Raw genomic sequence first — 23,397 nt, 5'->3', positions numbered from 1 at the left:
GGGCTTTTTAATTATTTAGGCATTACATCTTATAACTCATTTGAATGCCTGCTAACCAAACATCACCGCTCGCTTCGCCGTTAAAGTTCACTGTTGCTAAGTTGAGCAGGTTTTGCTGCTCATTAATAGGAGCATCACCCATTGCACGGATATAAGTGATCGCCAAATCAATATTGAGATTCTTAGTCGCTCGATAACCTGCCCCCACAGAGAACCACAAACGGTCAGAGTCAGGGATAGTTGTCGTGCGCCACTCATCATTTGCGGCGGTTTTATCTAAGGCAACACCGGCTCGAACTAACCAATCATTGCTCACTTGGTAAGTCGTACCTAAAGCAAAACGCCAGTTATCTTCAAAGTGTTCTTCTTTTACTAGATCAGATTCTAGACCACCCTTTGGCTTAACTTCACCAGGAAAATAAGCCACTAACTGATCGAATACACTCCAATCCGTCCAGTTAACACTGGCGTGCATTGCCCAGTTGTCTGTCAATTGGTGATAAGACGACAGCTCTGCAAACGCAGGCAACTCAAGTGGTAAATAACCTTCGATTGACAGATTTTGACCACCATCGTAAATCACACCAGAAGCATGACCGTCTAAATCAAGCTGCACACCACTGTGGTAAGCAAAACCTAAACGATGGGCAGGGTTAATTTGCCAGCTAGCACCGAGTTGCCAACCGTAACCAATGTCATCACCCTTCATGCTTTTGAGTTCAGTGCCACCAGGAGGCAGCATACCAGCTACTTGTGGAGGTAAACCGGGTTTAATTTTATCCACCCAGCCCGGTAACGAAGCACCGATTTCACCTTCACCATAAACGATACGCACACCACCACCAACACTGACTGCATCATTGATGCGGTACGCAATGTTTGGATTAAACTCAACGGTCGTTACTGATGTCTTGTTACCAAAAATGGCCGCAGCATGGGTCGCTGGCAATTCAGTGGCGAGACCATAGTTAGAGTTTACCGCTAGACCCCAAGTCCATTGGTCATTTAACTGATTGGAATAATAGAAGTTAGGTACCAAAGCGTCATCGGCTACGTCGATAGCATCACCGTTCATCACGATTGGATTAGGACCAAGCAGAGGCGAGCTTAGGCTCACATCACCTTTTACATCCACATTTGGCATCACATAGATACCACCAGCAGATAACTGGCGACCTTCTAAATAGGTCAGCATCGCAGGGTTGCGCGCTTGTGCCGAAGCATTATCCGCCATCGCAGCTTCACCGGCGAAGGCACGGCCTAGGCCAGTTGCTGAGTATTCGGCAAGTTGAAAACCTGCGGCATGGACTTGAGTCGTTGTACTTAATAGGGCCGCAGTCACAGCCAAAGTCAGAAGACGTTTTTGCATCATTATTCTCGAAAAATATTATTGTTATCTTGTGCCATTCACGGGATCACAATGGCGCTCACACAAAATAGAGCAAACACTCCATATTGAATGCTCGGCAGTTTACTGATGCAGAAGATGTTTGCAACAAGCGAGAATAAAACAGATAAAAAAACTAGCCAAAACAATCTAATCAATATTTTTAGTGAGGCAAATCACTTTTAAAACAAGAATAATCAGTGCATTTCCAAAGATAGATTTGCTGAAAGCATTTTCAAGGCAAGCACCACAAGAGTTAAATTAATTTAAAAACAATAAATTAAATAACATAAAACTCATAAACACTTGTAAGCCATTTTATTCATAAAAATTCAGCACAAATCACTATCGATCATTTTCCTTACCATACAGGAAAGTCACCCTTCATTTTAAACTAATAAATACAATAAATTACATTTAGCCGCTTAAGCAGAAATAACAAAAACGCCTAGTTTTCGAACTAGGCGTTTAAGATTAACATCTATTAAGGTACAAGTGTTCGCCGAATAGCTCAGCGTCGCCAACTTGGGATTTGTGATTCGTATTCGCTGATCTGCGTCCCGTGGGATAAGGTCAATCCAATGGCATCTAATCCATTCAGCAATTTATGTCGCGCCGACTCGGCCAGTGTAAAGCTAAACTCAGCGCCAGAAGGCGATGTCACCTTACAAGTGGTTAAGTCGACGGTGATTTGTGCGCCTTCTTCGCTCGCCACCTCATCCATTAACTGACGCACTTCACTCGCGCTAAGCTTCACCGGCAGTAAACCGTTATTGATGGAGTTTCCATAAAAAATATCGGCAAAGCTCGGGGCGATAATGGCGCGCAGGCCAAAATCCGCCAATGCCCACGGGGCGTGTTCACGGCTAGAACCACAGCCAAAGTTTTCCTGCGCCAGCAGAATCGAGGCGCCGCTATAGCGAGGTTTGTTTAGGGTGAACTCAGGGTTTGGCACATCTCCCGCATCATCGAAATAGCGCCAATCGTGAAATAAGTGCACGCCGAATCCATCGCGCGTCACCTTAGATAAAAATTGCTTCGGGATAATTTGATCGGTATCGATATTCGCGCTGTCGATCATCACCGCAAGCCCGGTATGGCAAGTAAAAGGTTGCATTAACTTCTCCTGTTGGGATTACGGTTAGTAAGGTTTGCGGATATCGACAAAATGGCCCGCGATCGCCGCCGCTGCCGCCATCGCCGGACTCACCAAGTGCGTACGACTACCACGTCCTTGGCGACCTTCGAAGTTACGGTTACTGGTCGAAGCGCAGCGATCACCCGCCTCTAATCTGTCATCGTTCATCGCCAAACACATAGAGCAGCCCGGTAAACGCCATTCGAATCCGGCCTCGATAAAGATTTTATCTAAGCCTTCGGCCTCGGCCTGCGCCTTCACTTGGCCAGAGCCAGGTACTACGATTGCCGTAACGCCCGCAGCCACTTTGCGCCCTTGCGCCTGTTTCGCCGCGCTGCGTAAATCTTCAATCCGCGAGTTAGTGCAAGATCCGATAAAGACCTTATTGATCGCCACAGCTGTCATTGGCGAACCAGCAGTTAAGCCGATATAGTCCAGTGCTTTTTCCATGCTAGCGCGAATTGTTGGATTCACCTCATCGGCAGGATTAGGCACTGGCGCATCGATAGCAACGACTTGTCCAGGGTTAGTACCCCACGTGAGCTGCGGCGCGATATCGACAGCATCCAACACCACGGTGGCATCAAACTCAGCGCCAACATCGGTTTTCAGTGTTTTCCATTCAGCGACGGCTTGCGCCCAATCTTCGCCCTTGGGTGCAAATTCACGCCCTTCTAAGTAATCGAAGGTAGTTTGATCCGGCGCAACCATGCCCGCCTTAGCGCCCATTTCAATCGCCATATTGCAGACTGTCATACGCCCTTCCATCGATAAGGCTTCAATGGCATCACCACAAAACTCAACCACATAGCCAGTGCCGCCATCCATACCTATCTTACCGATAATCGCCAGTACGATATCTTTGGCGGTCACGCCATCGGTGACCTGACCACGGACTTCGATTTTCATGGTCTTGGCTTTTAATTGGCGCAGAGTCTGGGTCGCCAACACATGCTCCACCTCGGAAGTGCCGATACCGAAGGCCAAGGCGCCAAAGGCGCCGTGGGTCGCGGTGTGAGAATCACCACAGACGATCACAGTGCCGGGTAAGGTAATCCCAAGCTCAGGCCCCATAACATGTACAATCCCTTGATTCGGATGGTGAATATCATATAAGCATACGCCGAAGTCTTTACAGTTTTGCGCCAAGGTCTCGACCTGAGTGCGCGCCATCGGACTTAAAGCATCTAGACTAGCGCTGCGGGTCGAGGTGTTGTGATCCATGGTCGCGAAAGTTTTCTCCGGGGCACGTAATTTACGCCCCGCCACTTTTAAGCCACTAAAGGCTTGAGGCGATGTCACTTCGTGAACCAAATGTCTGTCGACATAAATGATCGGTGCTTCACCCTCGGGAATTGCTACAACGTGGGCATCCCACACCTTTTGATACAGGGTTTTCGGAGCGCTTGATATTGAAGGATTAGTCATTACACACCTGCCTTAACTGCATCGGCGATAAAGTTGCCCATTTCGACCGTCGATTTAGCCTTATGGCGTTGGTCGCTACTTAATAGCTCACCGGTTAAATAGCCAGAATTCAGCGCCTTAGTCACAGCACGTTCAATCGCACTTGCCGCCTCTTCTTGCTTTAAGCTGTGGCGCAGCATCAGTGCTGCCGATAGAATTTGTGCAATCGGGTTAGCAATACCTTTACCTGCAATATCCGGCGCGCTGCCACCAGCGGGTTCAAACAAACCAAAGCCAGTACTATTCATACTCGCCGAAGACAACAAGCCCATAGAACCCGTCAGCATGGCGATTTCATCCGATAGAATGTCACCAAACAAGTTAGAACACAGCATGACGTCAAACTCATCGGGGCGACGCAGCAACTGCATGGTCGCGTTGTCGATATAGATATGTTCCAGCTCAACGTCGGGAAAATCGACCGCCACTTCTTCGACCACTTGACGCCACAATACCGAGCAAGCCAATACGTTTGCCTTATCGACCGAAGTGACTTTTTTACGGCGTCCGCGAGCGGCTTCAAAGGCAATGCGCGCAATACGGCTAATTTCACGGCGGCTGTAACGCATGGTATCGAAGGCTTCTTCGCTCTCACCTTCACCTTGGCGCCCCTTAGGCTTTCCGAAGTAGATCCCACCCGTTAACTCACGCACGCAGAGAACATCGAAACCTCTTGCAGAAATATCGCTGCGCAGCGGTGACATATGTTCTAAACCATCATGCAATTTAGCGGGGCGTAGGTTACAAAACAGTTCGAAGTGACCCCGTAGCGGTAACAATGCACCGCGCTCGGGCTGATCATTGGGCGGCAGTTTTTCCCACTTTGGGCCACCGACAGAGCCGAATAGAATGGCATCGGCCGCTTCACAGCCTTTCAGTGTTGCCTCTGGCAATGGACAGCCATGATTGTCGATGGCGATACCGCCAACATCATATTCAGTGTATTCAATATTAAGACCAAAACGTGCCTCAACCGCCTTTAACACCTTACGCGCCTCGGCCATCACTTCAGGCCCAATGCCATCCCCGGCTAATACTGCAATTTGATAACTCATACGCCCGCTCACTCCTTCAATGTGAAAACTTTATGCTCGATATTACCTTGGCTATACGCCGCCCAGCTCTTTGTTTTTATGCATATTCTGTTTGTAATCTGCAACCTTATCGGCGCGGCATGTCAGGTTCATCACGTGCACTAATGCACGGGCTGATGCCTCAACCACGTCGGTCGCTAACCCGACACCGTGGAAATTTTGCTCATGGTAAACCGCGGTAATATCAACTTGGCCGAGCGCATTTTGTCCTACGCCCTTAGCCCCCAATTTGTAGCTGATGATATCGATACGGCGGTCAGTCGCGCGGGCGATAGCATTATAGGCAGCATCAACAGGGCCATTACCTGTAGCGGCCTCAGTTTTAATCTCACCGCCGACATCAATACGCACCGTCGCCGTGGCCACGCCTTCGGTTGAGTCAGATTGCACCACTAACTGCTGTAATTGATAAAAGTTATCTTCTGCGGCTTGTGTCTCCATGAAGGCTAAGGCTTCTAAGTCATAATCGAAGACTTGGCCCTTTTTATCCGCCAATTTTAAAAACTGTTCGTACAGGGCATCCAAGTTGTAATCCTGCTCGCTGTAGCCCATTTCCTCCATGCGATGCTTAATCACATGACGGCCGGAGCGCGAGGTCATATTCAGATTGTTACGATTCAGGCCGATGCTCTCTGGCGTCATAATTTCATAAGTGTTTTGCGCTTTTAACATGCCATCTTGGTGAATCCCCGACGAATGGGTAAAGGCATTAGCGCCAACAATCGCCTTATTCGACTGGATTGGCATATTGCACAACTGGCTGACTAAATTTGAGGTGCGGTGAATTTCCTTCGCATTGATCCCCGTTTCAAACCCTAGCAGGTTCTTACGGGTTGCTAAGATCATGGCGATCTCTTCTAAAGAGCAGTTACCCGCACGCTCACCAATACCATTCATGGTACATTCGATTTGGCGCGCGCCATGCTGCACAGCAGTAATCGAATTGGCGACCGACAGACCTAAGTCATCGTGGCAGTGAACCGAAATAATGGCTTGGTCGATATTCGGTACGCGATTAAACAAGGTTTGAATAATGCCACCAAACTCGCTTGGCACTGTGTAGCCCACGGTATCTGGGATATTGATAGTGCGCGCCCCCGCATGAATCGCCGCTTCCACCATACGGCACAAATTATCAATCGGCGTACGTCCCGCATCTTCGCATGAAAATTCAACATCATCGGTAAAACGACGGGCATATTTCACTGCACCGACCGCCATTTCCAACACTTGCTCGAATGAACGTTTTAATTTGCTCTCAACATGGATGGTCGAGGTGGAGATAAACGTATGAATGCGGAACTGATCAGCCACCGATAATGCTTGAGCGGCGGCATCAATATCTTTTTCCAAGGCGCGGGATAATGCGCACACGCGGCTATTTTTAATGGTGCGAGCAATGGTTTGCACCGACTCAAAATCACCGGGGGAAGATACGGGAAAACCGACTTCCATCACATCGACACCGAGACGTTCCAACGCCATGGCGATCTGTAACTTTTCTTTGACCGACAAGCTTGCCGCTAACGCCTGCTCGCCATCACGTAACGTGGTATCAAATATAATGACTCTGTTAGACATCGGGTTTCTCCATGGAACGTCACCGTTCATTATTTAACTTTTGCTGTATTCAGATACAAAAAACCCCGCAACATCGGTGCGGGGTTTTTGAGTGTTTTGCCTATCTATCGAGCGAGCAACACTAAGACCTCCGCGTTTGTGGCGCGAGAGAGAGAAGGAGGAGGTCGAGTTTGCTGCTAATTCTATTCATTTAAATTAAATATTTATTCTGTTGATTGAATATTGCTTTGGTTAATATTTAACTCGCTTGGCTAAATGTGTCAACCCCAATTTTTTTCATGTTCCTTAATATATCTGCTGCAAAATGGCAGAAACAGATATGTTTGTCTCAAGGTTGTATTGTTAATCCCTTGCAATACAAGATAAATAAATTAAATGCTGCACCTCAAACTTTTAACAAAAAAATCATTTTTTATGCAAAAATAGCCTGAGACACGTTATAATCCTCGCCCGAAGTTACGGATACTAGAATAAATGCACGGTATGGAGCAAAAAATGGATTTTCGCGTCTTAGCGCTGAGCCTATTATTGTGGCTTGTGCCATTATGGGCTTGCGCTAATGAGCAGTTAGATAAATTGACATGGGAAGTTTATCAGTATCCAACCAAGGCTTTGGCACAAATTACCGCATTAGAAAAACTGCAATCCACTCAATCCACTGATAATAAAAACGATATCGATAGGCTCCGCCTCAGTATATTGAAGTGTCAAAACCTGTTACAACTCGGTGAAAATGAAGCGGCGATTAATCTTGCGCAAATGGGTGAAGCCCATGCTAAACAGCTTAAGTTAGATCAAGCACGCCCCTATTTTTTGAATTGTCAGGCCGATGCCTATCTAAATTACGACAATATTAAAGATGCATTACCCATACTGGACTCCGCAATCACTCTTGCTAGACGCTACCAGCAGCCCCAAGCCCTTATCGATGCACTCCGCTTGAGGGGGCAACTGGATACCAATACGGATAATTTTTCCTCCGCGATTGAAGATTTACGCATCGCTATTGATATCTATCCCGATATCCATACTCAAACGCAAAATTGGGTCTGGCCGCCAGAGGGATATGTCTATGCTGCGATGGGGAATTTACTCTATGCCACCGAAGATTTACCCCAAGCCATGTATTACGCCAAGCTTGCCCTAAAAAGCGCTGATGCCCAAGGAAAAGTCCGGCATATATTACTGCGAAATGCCGCGCGGATTGCACTAGATAATGGTGAGCGTGAATATAGTGATCAACTAGAAAAACAAGCCAAAACTTTACTACCAGAAATAGGCTCCCCACTTGAACTCGCCTACAGCTATGCCATTCTGGCTTCAATTTCCCTTGATAAAGGCAAAATTGATACAGCCGAAGAGTATATCTCCATTGCAATGAACACTTTTAAGCAGCAAAAGCAACAGGTTGCCATGATGCGTTCGACTCGTTTACTCGCTCAAGTACGATTTGCACAACATAGGGATGAAGCAGCGCTAACACTCATGCACTCTGCCATTGAACAAGGCGAAACGCTTAAGCAATATACTGATCTTAAATGGTTTTATGGTATATTGAGTGATTATTACCACACTCAAGATAACTACAAACTCGCCTACGAATTTTTACAAAAGCGCTTCGATGCCGCAGAACTGGCTAACGAATCAATAAACAACATGCGAATTTTGCAGTTTAAAGCCAGATTAAATCAGCAGGGATTACAGCAACTCAGCGCAGATGATCCACAGAGCAATCCCACCTTAATGGATGAGCTGAATGTAGATTGGGCCTTTAGTACCTTGTTTTTAGTGAGCATGACACTCTTAGGTGGCGCCATTTGGTACTTTATTGATAAGCAAAATAAACATGCCCCATCACCTGACACCAAATCCAAGCGCCTTGCACCTATTCAGCAGCTTGAGCTCACCCTGCATAGTGCCAAACAGGGCGCTTATCCACTGACATTATTACTTTTTAATGCTAGCCAAATTCGCCAAGTCGATCTGCCAACCTTGATCGATAAATTACAAGATAAACTCCGTGAGCAAGACATACTATTACGGTATTCGATGGATGAAATTGTGATAGTGCTACCTTACACCTCCGCCCGCGGCGCACAACGAGTCGTCAACCAATTAACGCCCACAATTCAAACATCACAAGGATCAAGCAAGGTCAATATCGGGATTGCAGTGATGCAACAGTTTGATACTTTGGATTCTTTAGTGAAACGTGCCAATATCAATCAACTCAGCAAACTCAAGGTGACCGATACACAAAGCGACTACTCCCCCGCTAAATAAGCCGCGATTTCATCAAGGAACTCACCGCCAAATCGACTGAGTTTACGTTCCCCCACGCCATTAACTGCCAGCATTTCCCCAGGGCTTGTCGGCATCATAGCCGCCATTTCCGCTAAAGTAGCATCGTTAAACACCAGATAAGGCGGCACATCCTGCTCTTCGGCAATGGTGCGGCGCAGTGTTTTAAGGCGGGCAAATAACTTGCGATCATAGTTAAGCGGCACTCTCGACTGTGTCGTTTTACGCTTTATGCTGGTGAGTTGGATACGCGGCTCAGCCAACATCAACGCCACCTCTCCCTTCAATATTGGCCTTGCAGAGGGATTTAAGGTGATGGATGAGCCACGAGTAATATCTTGACTCGCTAAGCCTAAATGGATCAGTTGGCGAATAACACTCAGCCAATACTCATGGCTCTTATCTTTACCAATCCCCCATGTACTGAGCTTATCGTGGCCACGGTCAACAATCGCGGCCCCCTTGGAGCCACGCAACACTTCAATCAAATGATTAATACCAAAGCGTTGCCCGAGACGATAGATGCAAGAAAGCACCTTCTGCGCATCTTCGGTGCCGTTATAACGCTTAGGCGGGTCAAGACAAATATCACAGTTACCACAGGGTTCTAATGCGCTTTCATCGAAGTAATGCAACAGCACTTGGCGCCGACAGGTTTGCGCCTCGGCAAAGGCGGCCATGGTATTGAGTTTATGGAAATCCACCTGCTGCTGCGGCCCTGGCTCCGATTGCTCGATAAGATGGCGCACTCGACCAATATCAGCGGGATCGAACAACATAAAGGCTTCGGCCTCGAGTCCATCACGGCCCGCTCGGCCAGTTTCTTGATAATAAGCTTCGATACTCTTCGGGATATCGTAATGCACCACAAAGCGCACGTTGGATTTGTTAATCCCCATACCAAAGGCGACGGTCGCAACGACAATATCAATTTGATCTTTAAGGAAGCTATCCTGCACTTCGCCGCGCTCTTCTGCCGTCATGCCCGCATGGTAAGCCTTAGCATGAAACCCTTGCAGGGTGAGCCTTTCTGCCACCTCATCCACGCGGCGTCGACTGCTACAGTAGACAATGCCGCTACTGCCATTTTGTTGCAGTAAAAACTGTCGTAATTGATTCGCGGCATTGAGTTTTTCGGCAACCGTATAGCGAATATTGGGCCGATCGAAACTCGATAGTAATTTAAAGGGATTAATCCCTAGGCGCTCGCAAATATTTTGTCGCGTCGCCTGATCCGCGGTGGCGGTGAGCGCCATCATTGGCACATGGGGAAAGAGCTGCTTTAACTGCCCAAGGGCGGCATATTCGGGTCTAAAATCATGCCCCCACTGGCTGATGCAGTGCGCCTCGTCAATAGCAAACATCGACAGCGGCAGTGACTGCATGCGCTCGATAAAATCAGCCGTTAGCAACCGCTCGGGGGACACATACAGCAGTTTGAGCTCGCCGCGATGCAACTGCCTAAGCACCTCTACACTCTGCTCCCGCGGCTGCGATGAGTTTAAATAAGCGGCATTAACCCCCGTCTGTAACAGGCTGTCGACCTGATCTTTCATCAATGAAATCAGTGGTGAAACCACGATAGTGATGCCAGGCATCAGCAGTGCGGGCAACTGGTAACACAGACTCTTACCGCCGCCGGTGGGCATGATCACCAGGCAGTCCTCACCACTGCATACACGTTCGATAATCTCGCGTTGACCGTCCCTAAAGTCACGGTAACCAAACACCTGCGCTAGGCGTTGGGACAGCGGATCATCATGTATGTCGAGTAACTGAGTTTCCATGGATCTTCTAGCTAAAAAGTAAGGGCGCCTATTCTAAAGGACAGAATCGCTCCTGTCTTGCGCCATCTTGCCCAAACTGACCCACGCTAACAACCAGAGGATAGACTTAGCCTACTTCCACTGCTCATCACAACACCGAAGACGATTTGCCAGCACAGCGGCTTAAGTTGCATTAGGCATAGGCTTAGCGGTAGATTAATTGCTCTAAGTCGAATGCCATTACGCACACTTCGACCCTATTCTAAGAAGCCCTACAGCCTACAAGGACGAACTGCATGACAAACCCAATTCAAGCCGAAGTACTCAAACGTGTTGCCGAAGTGTTTGACCAGCACGTGCCGTTTCATAATTTATTGGGTCTGGATATCAAGCGCTACGACATAGATGGCGTTGAAGTGGTGATCAATATGAAGCCAGAGCTCATTGGCAATATTCATCAACAAATTCTCCACGGTGGTGTCACCGCCACAGTGCTTGATGTCGTAGGAGGGCTCACCGCCTTTGCAGGACTGGTCGCTAGCCGTGATGATTGGACGCTTGAAGAGTTACAGCAACGGCTGCAAACCTTAGGCACTATTGATATGCGTGTCGATTACCTGCGCCCCGGGCGTGGAAAGATTTTCACTGGCACTGGCAGTGTGATCCGAGCTGGCAATCGCGTCTCGGTCTGCCGAATGGAGTTACACAACGAGCAAGGAACCCATATCGCCTTCGGCACTGGCACTTATATGGTGGGATAGTCCGTTGTCACCCATGGTTTTTCAAGATTTCTTTATCGCATTCAACATCAATAAACAAAAGGGAAACACCTTGATTATTCAGGTTTTTCCCCTATTCTTTTTGTTGAGCTCTCGCCATTAGAGACATCCTGTAACGAAAAAGGCGGCTGTACACACCTTGAGTCAATTCCCATAGCCTCCTACAATCGCCGTCCTGTTGTCCTTCGAAGATGTCTCATGCCTGATACCGAATACCGCAAAGGGATCCTACTTGCCGTCAGTGCTTACTGTATGTGGGGATTTGCGCCCTTATATTTCAAACTACTCCACCATGTTTCGGCGACCGAAATTTTACTGCATCGGGTGATCTGGTCATTTGTATTTATGGTGATCATCATGCTGTTTATCGGTGGCTTTGGAAAACTGCGCCAGCTGTTTAAACAGCCAAAACAGCTACTCGTACTCACCATCACCTCCCTATTAATTGCAGGTAACTGGTTGATTTTTATCTGGGCAGTGAATAATGATCATATGCTCGATGCTAGCCTAGGCTATTTTATTAACCCATTACTCAATGTGCTGCTCGGCATGCTGTTTTTAGGGGAAAGATTACGTAAGTTGCAATGGTTTGCTGTCGCGCTGGCGAGTACTGGCGTGCTGCTCCAATTAGTCTCATTCGGCTCAATCCCCATTGTCTCCCTCGCCTTAGCGGGCACCTTCGGGGTATATGCGCTGCTACGTAAAAAGGTCAACGTGGATGCTAAATCGGGTCTGCTAGTCGAAACCGCCATTCTGCTACCGGTCGCATTGGTTTATCTGGTTGCGACCTTAGATAGCGCCACGGCGAATATGCTCACCAACGATTGGCACCTTAATTTATTGTTGATGGCAGCCGGGATTGTTACCACGATTCCACTATTGTGTTTTGCTGGTGCAGCGGTACGCATTCCATTGTCTATGCTCGGCTTTTTCCAATATATCGGCCCGAGTATTATGTTTATTCTCGCAGTAACCTTATTCAATGAACCCTTCGATGCAGAGAAGAGTATCACCTTTGGTTTTATCTGGAGCGCCCTGCTGGTGTTCACCTTCGATATGGCCTATAAACGCAAAACGGCGCGATAATATCGCGCTGTAGCCAATGGTTACAAAAGTAGTGGTAAGTGTACTGGACCTGCTACTTTTGTAGTTGGGCTAAAAATTTCTCGCCCTCGGGTACAGATAAGAGCAGATTGTAGCCTCGCGTCGTTGGCACTAACACTAGCTCGGATTTATCCGTCACTGCCACAAATGCCTTGCCCTTCCCCTTCAAATTAAACCAGCCGAGTTGAAACCCTGGCATACCGATACCATTGGTTTTAAAGCTGGGTACCAAATCCGCCTCCAGCTTCAAGTCGATAAGACGCGCCTGCTCGACTAACAGTTCGGAACGCGCTAATTGCACTTTATAGAAGGGAATATCGAGTTTTAGCTCGGTGTCGGTTAGCGCGATTTCAGCATTATGGGATTGATAAAACACCCAAGAAAATCCGCCAATCATTACTAACAAGATGCCTAAGCTCGCCGATTTAGCCACTTTCGGCATAGGTTTAACCCACAACATCCACAGTACGCCAGCTAAACCTAACAACAAGATAATAAAGCTTAAAATTGAAGTTTGAGTCAGAGGTGCGAGGGAGAAAAACTGAGTCACCATGGTGGGCAGTCCTTAAGGAAGAAAAGCTTAATCTGCCAACAAAGACATATTATGTCAACAAAAATGCCAGCGCTAGGCTGGCATCTTATCAAGCGTAAAAAGCTTACAGATCAAGGGCGAGAATTTTAGAGCGGCGCTGATAGTTATACAGCTGCTTTTTCTTCTGCGGCAATGCATCCACATCTTCAATCACAAAGCCATGCTCTAAGAACCAGTGAATGCTACGGGTAGTCAAGGCAAATAAACGGGAATAACCCCGATGACGCGCCTGACCTATGATGTTTTTCAGCAGCAGACTGCCCCTATCCGCATCGCGATAATCTGGATGTACCACCAAGCAGGCAAACTCACCGGCGTTATCCTCCTCGAACGGATACAGAGCCGCGCAGCCAATCACTAAGCCGTCTCGCTCAATCAACATAAACTGCTCGATCTCAATCTCAAGCTGCTCACGGCTTCGGCGCACTAAAATGCCTTGCTCTTCCAGAGGACGGATTAAATTCAATATGCCGCCAATATCGCTAATCGATGCGCGGCGCAGGCGCTCAGCGCTTTCTGTTACGATTTGCGTACCTATGCCTTCACGGGAGAACAACTCCTGCAGCAAGGCGCCGTCATCGAGGTAACTGACCAAATGACAACGTGGCACCCCATTGCGGCACGCATCAATACTCGCCTTGAGGAAGGCCATAGTGCCCACACAGGCAGAACCTTGCTCAGCGAGCTTATTAAGAATGTTTTGCGCGTCATTTGGCATTAATTCGGCAATCACATCGCCATTGCGATCGAGGATGCCATTTTGCGAACTAAAGCCAATCATCTTGTCGGCCTTCAGCTTGATAGCAACCTGAGTGGCAATCTCTTCGGCCGTGAGGTTAAAGCTTTCGCCAGTGACGGATGCAGCAATCGGCCCCATCAACACGATACAGTGGTTATCGAGCTGACGCTTAAGCCCTTGAGTATCGATACGGCGCACTTTGCCGCTTAGACAAAAATCCACACCATTATCGACGCCCAGTGGCTGAGCAATCACAAAGTTACCGCTGACTAAGTTAATTTGCGCACCTTGCATCGGCGTATTGCTTAAACTCATCGATAAACGCGCGGTAATATCAAACTGTAATGCACCCGCGACTTGCTTAATGACTTTGAGTGAGTCTTCATCCGTGATACGTACACCTTCGTGGTAGGCGGGTTCAATCCCATTGGCGGCTAACGCTGCATCGATTTGCGGCCTCGCGCCATACACCAACACCACTTTAATACCCAAACTGTGTAACAACGCCACGTCATTCAAAATGCCGCGAAATTGATTTTGTGCTAAAGCCTCGCCACCCAACATCACCACAAAGGTTTTCCCTCTATGGGCATTAACGTAAGGGGCAGAATGACGAAATCCATCAACCAGTTCAGTGGTACGCACGCGTTGTTTACACCTCATATTTAAGCTGGTAACCCCAAAATGGCTTACCAGGAGTGAATAACGAAAACCCGCGTATAGTATTGCATTTTAATTCACCAATAAAGAATTTATTCTCATTAAAATGCAGTTTTAATACAATAAAGTGCTTATATTTTCAAAAAATTGCACTTTTGATAAATGATCACATTTTTTTAACCAAATATGATTTAGTCGCGCTCGCCAAGTATGGGGCAGATTTATCTCATCTTGATGACGAAAAGCCAAAAAAAAGCCCCTTAGATAAGGGGCTTTTCTCGAAACAGGAAACCAAGATTACTTGATTTTTGCTTCTTTGTAGATAACGTGCTGACGAATAACGGGATCAAATTTTTTGATTTCCATTTTTTCTGGCATGTTACGCTTGTTTTTTTCAGTTGTGTAGAAATGACCAGTTTTAGCGCTTGAAACTAATTTGATCTTCTCACGATTACCTTTAGCTTTAGCCATGATCTATTACACCTTCTCGCCACGGGCACGAAGTTCAGCAACAACAACTTCAATACCTTTTTTATCGATCAGACGGATACCTTTAGTAGATACACGTAACTGCACGAAACGCTTTTCTTCTTCTAACCAAAAACGGTGGTTTTGTAGGTTAGGTAAAAAACGACGACGGGTCGCGTTTTTTGCGTGCGAACGGTTGTTACCAACCATCGGCTTCTTGCCAGTAACTTGGCATACTCTTGACATGTCAATCTTCTCCAAAAACAATTTTAACGCTCGAGCATTAATGTACCTCGTATGGCCGTCGCCCGAGGCACAAAGAGGGCGCATTTTATACACGATCACAGAGTGAAGATCAAGTGTTAGATTAATTAATCCAGCCTCGTTCCGCAAAAGAAACTATCTCTCGATCACCTACAACCATATGATCCAGCAAGGATACGTCTATGGTTGCTAACGCATTTTTTAATCGCTCAGTTATTCGTCTGTCAGCCTGACTGGGCTCGGCAATACCAGACGGATGATTGTGACACACTATAACGGCAGCTGCCTTTTTTTCAAGCACTAAGCTCACCACTTCACGCGGATACACTGAGGCTGAATCTATGGTGCCGCGGAATAATTCAACAAACTGAATTACTCTATGCTGGCTATCCAGCAGCAAAATTGCGAACACTTCATAGGAACGATCGGCTAATTGTCTCATTAAATAGTCCCGAGTTAAATCGGGATTTGTCAAAACCTGACCTCTATGCAGATTTTCTTGGGCAACACGCCGCGCTAATTCAGCCGCAGCTTGAAGCTGGGCGTATTTTACAGGGCCTACGCCCGGAAGTCGACACACCTGACTTTTGGGGGCACAAAGTAGGCTTCTTAGCCCGCCAAATTCTTGAATGAGGGCGCGAGCCAAATCCACCGCATTCAGCCCCGACAGGCCATTACGTAGTAATACCGCCAGTAATTCCGCATCAGACAAATGGGCCGCCCCCTTTTGCAAGAGCTTATCCCTTGGTCCCTCTCCTGTTGGCCAGTCCTTTATCGTCATAACACCTCCCTGTGATTACACACGCTGACTTAATTGCAGCTTACTGAGTATGGTTGAGTTTTTTTGAACTAGGATAGTCACTCACATTCGCTGCTTTGTGTTATGGTTGGCGGCATGATTTCAATCTCGGATGATGTCTGTGAGCCTGATAACGAAAAACGTCCTACTGGGTATTGGTGGCGGCATTGCGGCCTACAAAAGTGCGGATTTAGTGCGCCGCTTAAAAGAACGCGGCTTTGATGTACGTGTGGTCATGAGCCAAAGTGCGATAGAATTTATTACCCCACTCACACTGCAAGCCTTATCAGGGCATCCGGTATCATCGAGCTTACTCGATCCCGCTGCCGAAGCTGCGATGGGGCATATTGAACTGGCGCGCTGGGCCGATTTAGTGATTATCGCCCCCGCTACAGCAAATCTTCTCGCCCGAATCAATGCAGGCATGGCAGATGAATTAATCACAACCACTTGTCTTGCCACTGAAGCGCCAATTGCGCTCTGCCCTGCGATGAATCAGCAGATGTATCGTAATCTCGCCACTCAAGCCAATTTAGCCAGTTTACAAAGCCGTGGTTACACCCTATGGGGACCGGCAAGTGGCAGTCAAGCTTGCGGTGAAGTGGGCCCTGGCCGCATGCTCGAACCGCTCGAAATTGTCGAACTCGCGAGTCGCTTTTTTGCAACAAAAGATGTCTATGCTGAACAGGAGTCACAACCGCTAGCAGGCCAATCGGTACTGATCACTGCAGGCCCAACCCGCGAAGCCATCGATCCTGTACGCTATATCTCTAATCACAGCTCAGGCAAGATGGGCTTTGCCTTAGCGAAGGCCGCGGCCGATATGGGCGCAGTTGTGACCTTGGTCGCAGGACCCGTAAATTTAGCCACGCCTGAAGGGGTGACACGAATCGATGTCGAATCGGCGCAAAACATGCTCGAGGCGGTGATGAACCATGTTGATAAAAAAGATATTTTTATCGGCTGTGCGGCGGTTGCTGACTATCGCGTCAGCGATATTGCCACCAGTAAAATCAAAAAGTCAGCGGAAGAAATGCAACTTGCGCTGGTGAGGAATCCTGATATCTTAGCGACGGTCGCAAGCTTGGCAAACCGTCCTTTTATGGTGGGATTTGCCGCAGAAACCCATGATGTAGAAGCCTACGCCCGCGATAAACTCAAACGTAAAAATTTGAATATGATCGCGGCAAACGATGTATCCGTTGCTGGTCTAGGCTTTAACGCCGATGCCAATGCCCTGCGCGTATTCTGGCCACAGGGTAGTCAAGATTTGCCTGCTACCGATAAACTCACGTTGGCTCGGCAATTACTTTCGTTGATAGTGAAAGAAAAACAACACAAATGAAAACACCGATTGAATTAAAGATCCTCGATTCCCGTATTGGCTCTGAATTCCCGCTGCCTGCCTATGCCACACCAGGCAGCGCAGGCATGGATCTTCGCGCCATGATAGATACCACAATGACGATAGCCCCAGGAGAAACTCAGTTAATCCCAACGGGTATCGCCATCCACGTAGCCGATCCAGGCCTTGCAGCAGTGATTTTACCGCGTTCAGGCCTTGGGCATAAGCACGGTATCGTCCTTGGAAATCTGGTTGGGCTTATCGATTCGGATTATCAGGGGCCCTTAATGGTCTCTTGTTGGAACCGCAGCGATACCCCATTTACCTTAGAAATCGGTGATCGTCTCGCACAACTGGTGTTTGTCCCTGTGGTACAAGCACAATTCAAACTCGTTGATGAGTTCGATAGCTCAGACCGTGGTGAAGGTGGATTTGGCCATTCTGGCACTAAATAACCTGAATCGTTATTGAGCGAAGGATACTGCAATGGCTGTAAGCCCAAAAATTAATCGTCGTGAACACATACTGCAATGCCTAGCACAAATGCTAGAAACCAGCCCAGGACAACGTATTACCACCGCTAAACTCGCCTCAGAAGTCGGCGTATCGGAAGCGGCACTCTATCGCCACTTCCCGAGTAAGGCACGGATGTTCGAAGGGTTAATTGAGTTTATTGAAGAGTCATTACTCTCTCGTATCAACATCATCATGGATGATGAAAAAGACACCATGAAACGCTGTCAACTGGTGCTGCAACTACTGCTGATTTTTGCCGAGCGTAATCCAGGGATCTCGCGCGTCCTCAATGGTGATGCGCTTTTAGGTGAAAATGAGCGTCTGCGTAGCCGCATTAGTACGCTATTTGCAAAAATAGAAACTCAACTTAAGCAAATTTTGCGGGAAAAGACCCTGCGAGAAGGCAAAGGCTTTAATTTAGATGAGGCTATTTTAGCTAATTTGCTGTTAGCCTTCGCAGAGGGGCGAATTGCTCAATTTGTCCGCAGTGAGTTTAAACTAAAACCCACACAACACTTCGATGAACAGTGGCGCTTTATTCAGCATCAGCTGTTGCAAAGCTAATGATTTATCAACATAAAGGACGGTAATCACCGTCCTTTCTTTTATCCCGACTCCTTGTATCAGTAGTGCTTTTGCTTTAATCTTGTTTACACATTGTTAAAACTAAAACCACAATAATATTACAAGGATGTCAGATGAAATCTTTGCCATTTGCTGCATTGGCCGTAATTTGCTTACCCATCATGCCAATCAACACATTCGCGGCTGAAACATCGGCCAAGAATGCATTATCACAATCACAATTATTCAGTCGCGGTGATGAGTACGCTGATGTGAAAATATCACCTACCGGCAAATACTTAAGTGCAATTACCAGTGTTGAGGGTAAAAATGTACTCATAGTATTAGATGCTCAAACCAAAAAACTGCTGAATGCGATTCGCTTCCCAAGCAACGCCCAGGTAGGCACCTATGAATGGGCCAATAGCGAGCGTATTGTACTGGCAAAAGAATACCTTAAGGGCTGGAGCGATGTGCCCCAATACTACGGCGAATTAATGGCGGTCAACGCCGATGGTTCTCGCCCTAAATATCTCTTTGGATATAACAGCGGTGAGCAACAGACAGGTTCAAATATCAAGAAAAACACCGCCATAAATGCCACAGCATTCATTCTGGATCCTCTTCCGGATGATGAACGCTATATGCTGGTCAATGCGCTCCCATGGACTGGTGCCCCTGACTTGAGTGAAACGCCTCAGGATGTCTACCGCGTTGACCTTTTTAGCGGGGTGCGTAAACGCATCACAGGCTCTCCCATAGGCCAAGCTCGCTTTATGACCGACCATGATGGTGAAGTCCGCTTTGTGGCAGGGAAAGACAGCAAAAACATCACTAAAGTGTTTTACCGCAAAGATGGCGAGTGGATAAATACCGATAAACTCAACCTTGGCTTAAGTGATTTTACACCGATCTCCTTCGCTGATAATAAAAATACCATCTATGCTGCGGGTCGAGTAGGCACTGAAACCTTAGGCGTCTATCGCATCAACCTCGAAACAGGCGAGAAGGCCGAGATCATTCAAGATGAGGTCGTTGATCCCAATAACTTCTGGATCAACGGTACCAATAAGCAGCTTTATGCCGTTGAGTTTGAAAATGGCTATCCAAGCTATGCCTTTGTGGATAACAACGACAGCCACGCCAAACTACTTAAGGATTTAATTGCTGCCCTACCTGGGCATCAAGTACGGATTGTCAGCGAAACCCGTAATGGTGAGCAATTGGTGGTGATTGCATTTAATGACCGCAATCCCGGTGATTACTATGTGTTTGATACGAAAAAGCTCAAGCTAGAGTATCTATCCGCCGCCCGTAAATGGCTCGACCCAGAGCAAATGGCGGAGGTCAAACCTATTAGCTTCACTAACCGCGATGGCCAGAAAATACATGGCTATTTAACCTTACCCTTCGGCAAAGAAGCCAAAAATTTACCCTTGGTCGTTAATCCCCATGGCGGTCCCCATGGCATTCGTGACTGGTGGGGATTTGATCCACAAAATCAATTACTTGCCCAAAACGGCATGGCGGTGTTGCAGGTTAACTTCCGCGGCTCAGGTGGTTATGGTGAGGCCTTCCAGCAAGCTGGCTATCGAAAATGGGGCTCCGATATTCAGCACGACATAATAGACGCAACTCAATACGTCATTGACCAAGGCTTTGCCGATAAGGAACGGGTATGTATCGCTGGCGGTAGCTTTGGCGGCTATAGCGCACTACAAAGCGCGGTATTGGCGCCCGATATGTTTAAATGCGCGGTAGGGGTTGCCGGTGTGTATGATCTGGAGTTGATGTTTAATGAAGGTGACATCGCCAGAACACGTTCAGGAACAAGCTATCTTAAGGACGTACTTGGCCAAGATAAAGCCACCCTAAAAGCCATGTCTCCCTCTGAAAACGTTGCTAAATTAAAAGCGAACCTCTTACTCGTTCACGGTGGTGAAGATGAGCGAGCGCCAATTGAACAGTTGGAATCACTCGAAAAAGCCCTCAAAGCCCATAATTATCCCTACCAAAAACTGGTGATGGATAGCGAAGGTCATGGTTTTTATAACGATACTCATAGAGCCAAGTATTACGATCAGATGCTGAGCTTCTTAAAAACTAACCTGAAACTTTAGTACTCACTAAAATAACTAGGGCGTGTTGACGTTTCGAGATTAAATTTTGTTCGTTCTGGCAAGCACGTGCTCGCGAAACGAGGAATGATGTGTAGTTTACTCAAATGACGAGCGGCTCTTATGACAGAAAGTAAGAGCAAGGGCTTGCCAGACGAACCCTTCGGGCAGCATTTGGCTGACTTTTCTGCAGCGTTATCATCCGTTTATGTAGAATAACTACACTGCACGGACTTTGCCTTGCATAAAGCTGCAAAAATAACCCTGAAACGTCAACACGCCCTAACAATGGCAACAATATCTGTAGAAGAATAACTCAACACAGGCAAGAAACGAGCGAATCTAAAGCCTATATCGATATTTGTAATACATTTGCTCGGCGTTTAATCCCTAAAATGGCAAGGCCAAAAAATGCCGCAAATAATCCCCAAAGCTGTAACCACTTTGGCAGTACACTTGCCCACGTCGCGCCCATTTGGTTCAGCTCCAACATCCCCATAATGGCGGGCACCGCAGGGATAATCTGCGAGCCCAGCACAAGCGGCTCAGGGATTAAGGCAATCGGCCAGACAAAGCCGGAGACAAACAAAATTGGCATTGAAATTAATAGCAATACTTGAGTAGGCAAATCGCGGCGGGTAAACAAGGTGCTCATTGCAACTCCAGCCGCCGCCGTCGCCAGTAAAAACGGTAATAGCCACAGTGCGACCAGGCCAAAGCGCGCTTGAATACTCACGTTATACCAGTGATAGCAATAGCCCACATAAAAGCTGGTAAACACCATATAAATCAACATAAACGCCATAATTCGACCGCAAACCAATTGCAGCGGCGACACCTGCTGCCAATAGCCCTGATGGCGCCACTGGCCTGCACCTAAAATGCCAGTACCGATCAGCAATGTTTGATGCAGGATCAGTAAAAATAACCCCGGCACGACATAAGGTGTATAGCCTAGACTTGGGTTAAACGCAGGAACACTATTTAAGTGCAGCGAGTTGAGGTTCTGCTCGGCCTCTTTAGGATTTTTCCCCTGGGCGAGCATGCCAATCCATTGAATTTGTTTACCGGCATCCATCCCCGCACTGACAAGACCTTCGGCCACAGCAGAGTAAATCAAGAAGTAACTGGCATCACCGCCGTAGCTTAAGGTTACGCCCTTACCGAGCAACAAATCGCGGCGAAATCCTTCAGGGATCACCAATAAACCGTGCGCCTTACCCGTTTCGATAAAGCGTTTCGCCTCGGAGATAGAGCCGACTTGGCCTATCACTTGGATTTTTGCACTGGCATCCGCATGGCGAATAAGTTGACGACTCAGGGAAGAATGGTCTAAATCCACCACGATAAGCTGCTGTTCTGTTGGGACTTGGTGCAAATAAGGCAAGGGATAGAGCACCGAATAAAACAGCACACCGCCAAATAGGGTCACAGCGATAGCCTTATCGCTAATAATCGCCTTTAATTCAGTGAGCACTAACTGCCATAAATTCATGTTATTGCCCCTTCACTGATAGAGATGTATCGGTGTCAGCCGCTACCGAATTGGGGGTTACCGTTATCGGCAGTAGTTTGCTCGCCAAGGCATAAATCACGGGGAGCAGGCAAATAAATCCCCAATAACTACTCAATTGCTGCGCCATCGTTGACCAAGTAGCACCATAACTGACCACGCTCACATGGGATTCAATATAATGGCTCGATGGCATAATGAGCCGCCACCACTGGGCAAGTTGTGGCATTTCGTGGGTAGGAAAAGTGATCCCCATAAAGGCAAAGGCAGGTGCAAATAATGCGGTACAAAAACTGATGACCCGCGCGCTATCACGCATCAGCACAAACACCAGTAACACCAAACTCCAAACCGCCAGCAGCATGATCAACTGGGCAAACAGCAGCAGCGCTATACTGCCCGCAAAAGGCAGGACCAGATACAAATACAACCAAGTGAGGATAAACCCGCCCTGTAACATAAAGATAGGCGTAAACAGCAGGATTTTAGCCAACACCTTAGGCCAAAAATGCTCGGTCAATTGATTGGAGATCCCCTCCTCTGACTGCGCGGCATTAAGGTGTAACTCGCGATTTAAGCTGTTAGCCATCACTAGCATAGATAACAACTGCCAAAGGGCTACCAATACCGGCGGCACTAAAAAGCCAATATAGTTATTGTTACGATTAAACAATGCAGTGGTCTGGCTTTTGACCGGGCTTAAATTCACCGCCACTTGTGATTTTGGCGTGCCCGTCATCAGTTGCTTAAGGCCTGCGACCTGCAACAACCCATCGCCGAGACTCAACTGAATTTGACTCGACAACAGCTTACCCACCAGCAAAAACTGGCTGTTGTAGCGCACATCGATTGTGGGTGTATGGCCGGTAAGCAAATCCTTTTTCATATCATAGGGAAATACTACCACCGCATAGACCTGCGCCTGCTGCATGGCCTCGACGGCCAAGGAGAGATCGGTAAAACTCTGGGGATCGGTCACAGGATTGGCTTTGAGTTGACGGGTCAACATCCGGCTAAGTTGGCTATGGTCTTGGTCAACAATCGCCACGGGTAACTGCCGCGGTAAACCCGCACTAAATAACCACCACAGGCACAAAATCCCCAGTAACGGAATGTAACTGATAAGGGCTAGTTGCCAAGGATCGCGCCATAGCGCCTTAAGCTCGCGGCGCACCAATGCCATGAACAACGCCATAAAGCCTA

General features: G+C 47.5%; 20 protein-coding genes. 7 read left to right on the top strand and 13 right to left on the bottom strand.

Translation table 11 applies throughout. The features are described 5' to 3' along the window. Window positions 1-22: 22 nt before the first annotated feature. From L976_RS04015 to leuA, 5 genes are all read right to left on the bottom strand, one after another. A complete protein-coding gene (locus L976_RS04015; protein WP_047540122.1) occupies window positions 23-1,369 on the bottom strand; it encodes an outer membrane protein transport protein in 1,347 nt (448 codons plus the stop codon). A 529-nt stretch (window positions 1,370-1,898) separates the two neighbouring features. Further along, a complete protein-coding gene (leuD, locus tag L976_RS04010; protein ID WP_047534496.1) occupies window positions 1,899-2,504 on the bottom strand; it encodes a 3-isopropylmalate dehydratase small subunit in 606 nt (201 codons plus the stop codon). Window positions 2,505-2,528: 24 nt separating this feature from the next. Continuing rightward, window positions 2,529-3,953, bottom strand: a complete 1,425-nt coding sequence (gene leuC, locus L976_RS04005; RefSeq protein WP_047534492.1) for a 3-isopropylmalate dehydratase large subunit — start codon at window positions 3,951-3,953, stop codon at window positions 2,529-2,531. Continuing rightward, a complete protein-coding gene (gene leuB, locus L976_RS04000) occupies window positions 3,953-5,047 on the bottom strand; it encodes a 3-isopropylmalate dehydrogenase (RefSeq protein WP_047534490.1) in 1,095 nt (364 codons plus the stop codon). Before leuB ends, leuC begins: the two co-directional genes overlap by 1 nt. A 51-nt stretch (window positions 5,048-5,098) precedes the next feature. Beyond that, window positions 5,099-6,667 carry a 2-isopropylmalate synthase gene (leuA, locus tag L976_RS03995; protein WP_047534488.1) on the bottom strand — a complete coding sequence of 523 codons (1,569 nt, stop codon included), beginning with the start codon at window positions 6,665-6,667 and terminating at the stop codon, window positions 5,099-5,101. Between the two features lie 495 nt (window positions 6,668-7,162). Here leuA and L976_RS03990 point away from each other — a divergent pair, with 495 nt between their 5' ends. Next, a complete protein-coding gene (locus tag L976_RS03990) occupies window positions 7,163-8,950 on the top strand; it encodes a diguanylate cyclase domain-containing protein (protein ID WP_047534486.1) in 1,788 nt (595 codons plus the stop codon). Here L976_RS03990 and recQ read toward each other — a convergent pair. After that, complete coding sequence (gene recQ, locus L976_RS03985) at window positions 8,932-10,755, bottom strand: DNA helicase RecQ (protein ID WP_047534485.1); 1,824 nt, start codon at window positions 10,753-10,755, stop codon at window positions 8,932-8,934. The genes L976_RS03990 and recQ overlap by 19 nt on opposite strands. Before the next feature lie 275 nt (window positions 10,756-11,030). On the opposite strand from recQ, the gene L976_RS03980 reads away from it, so the two are divergent. Both L976_RS03980 and rarD read left to right on the top strand, forming a co-directional pair. Next, window positions 11,031-11,495 carry a thioesterase family protein gene (locus L976_RS03980; protein WP_047534482.1) on the top strand — a complete coding sequence of 155 codons (465 nt, stop codon included), beginning with the start codon at window positions 11,031-11,033 and terminating at the stop codon, window positions 11,493-11,495. Between the two features lie 216 nt (window positions 11,496-11,711). Continuing rightward, a complete protein-coding gene (gene rarD / locus L976_RS03975) occupies window positions 11,712-12,599 on the top strand; it encodes an EamA family transporter RarD (protein ID WP_047534479.1) in 888 nt (295 codons plus the stop codon). Window positions 12,600-12,651: 52 nt separating this feature from the next. Here rarD and L976_RS03970 read toward each other — a convergent pair whose 3' ends face one another. The 5 genes from L976_RS03970 to radC form a co-directional block, all read right to left on the bottom strand. After that, window positions 12,652-13,170: a PH domain-containing protein gene (locus L976_RS03970; protein WP_047534474.1), complete on the bottom strand. Its 519-nt coding sequence runs from the start codon at window positions 13,168-13,170 to the stop codon at window positions 12,652-12,654. Window positions 13,171-13,273: 103 nt separating this feature from the next. Further along, window positions 13,274-14,593 (bottom strand): amino-acid N-acetyltransferase, encoded by a 1,320-nt coding sequence (argA, locus tag L976_RS03965; RefSeq protein WP_037422897.1) that lies wholly within the window; start codon window positions 14,591-14,593, stop codon window positions 13,274-13,276. Window positions 14,594-14,905: 312 nt separating this feature from the next. Continuing rightward, window positions 14,906-15,079 carry a 50S ribosomal protein L33 gene (gene rpmG, locus L976_RS03955; RefSeq protein WP_007651290.1) on the bottom strand — a complete coding sequence of 58 codons (174 nt, stop codon included), beginning with the start codon at window positions 15,077-15,079 and terminating at the stop codon, window positions 14,906-14,908. A 6-nt stretch (window positions 15,080-15,085) separates the two neighbouring features. Beyond that, window positions 15,086-15,322, bottom strand: coding sequence for a 50S ribosomal protein L28 (rpmB, locus tag L976_RS03950; protein ID WP_006079870.1), 237 nt, complete (start codon window positions 15,320-15,322; stop codon window positions 15,086-15,088). A 121-nt stretch (window positions 15,323-15,443) separates the two neighbouring features. Continuing rightward, window positions 15,444-16,121 (bottom strand): RadC family protein, encoded by a 678-nt coding sequence (radC, locus tag L976_RS03945; protein ID WP_047534447.1) that lies wholly within the window; start codon window positions 16,119-16,121, stop codon window positions 15,444-15,446. A gap of 130 nt (window positions 16,122-16,251) precedes the next feature. On the opposite strand from radC, the gene coaBC reads away from it, so the two are divergent. The 4 genes from coaBC (at window position 16,252) to L976_RS03925 (ending at window position 20,684) form a co-directional block, all read left to right on the top strand. Continuing rightward, the gene (gene coaBC / locus L976_RS03940) at window positions 16,252-17,484 is read left to right on the top strand and encodes a bifunctional phosphopantothenoylcysteine decarboxylase/phosphopantothenate--cysteine ligase CoaBC (protein WP_047534445.1); all 1,233 of its coding nucleotides are present in this window, start codon (window positions 16,252-16,254) and stop codon (window positions 17,482-17,484) included. Further along, complete coding sequence (gene dut / locus L976_RS03935; RefSeq protein ID WP_011624324.1) at window positions 17,481-17,939, top strand: dUTP diphosphatase; 459 nt, start codon at window positions 17,481-17,483, stop codon at window positions 17,937-17,939. Before coaBC ends, dut begins: the two co-directional genes overlap by 4 nt. Window positions 17,940-17,970: 31 nt before the next feature. Then, window positions 17,971-18,564 carry a nucleoid occlusion factor SlmA gene (gene slmA / locus L976_RS03930; RefSeq protein ID WP_011073926.1) on the top strand — a complete coding sequence of 198 codons (594 nt, stop codon included), beginning with the start codon at window positions 17,971-17,973 and terminating at the stop codon, window positions 18,562-18,564. A 134-nt stretch (window positions 18,565-18,698) separates the two neighbouring features. Beyond that, window positions 18,699-20,684 carry a S9 family peptidase gene (locus tag L976_RS03925; RefSeq protein ID WP_047534437.1) on the top strand — a complete coding sequence of 662 codons (1,986 nt, stop codon included), beginning with the start codon at window positions 18,699-18,701 and terminating at the stop codon, window positions 20,682-20,684. A gap of 346 nt (window positions 20,685-21,030) precedes the next feature. Here the strand turns inward: L976_RS03925 and L976_RS03920 are convergent, their stop codons facing one another. After that, window positions 21,031-22,176 (bottom strand): ABC transporter permease, encoded by a 1,146-nt coding sequence (locus L976_RS03920; RefSeq protein ID WP_047534434.1) that lies wholly within the window; start codon window positions 22,174-22,176, stop codon window positions 21,031-21,033. 1 nt (window position 22,177) lies between these two features. Further along, on the bottom strand, window positions 22,178-23,389 hold the full coding sequence (locus L976_RS03915) for an ABC transporter permease (protein WP_047540120.1): 1,212 nt from the start codon (window positions 23,387-23,389) through the stop codon (window positions 22,178-22,180). Between the last annotated feature and the right edge of the window lie 8 nt (window positions 23,390-23,397).

The sequence above is a fragment of the Shewanella sp. ZOR0012 genome (assembly GCF_000798835.1).
Lineage (GTDB): Bacteria > Pseudomonadota > Gammaproteobacteria > Enterobacterales > Shewanellaceae > Shewanella > Shewanella xiamenensis.
Note: the sequence above shows the minus strand (reverse complement) of the source record. Positions and strands in the feature narration are given on the sequence as shown.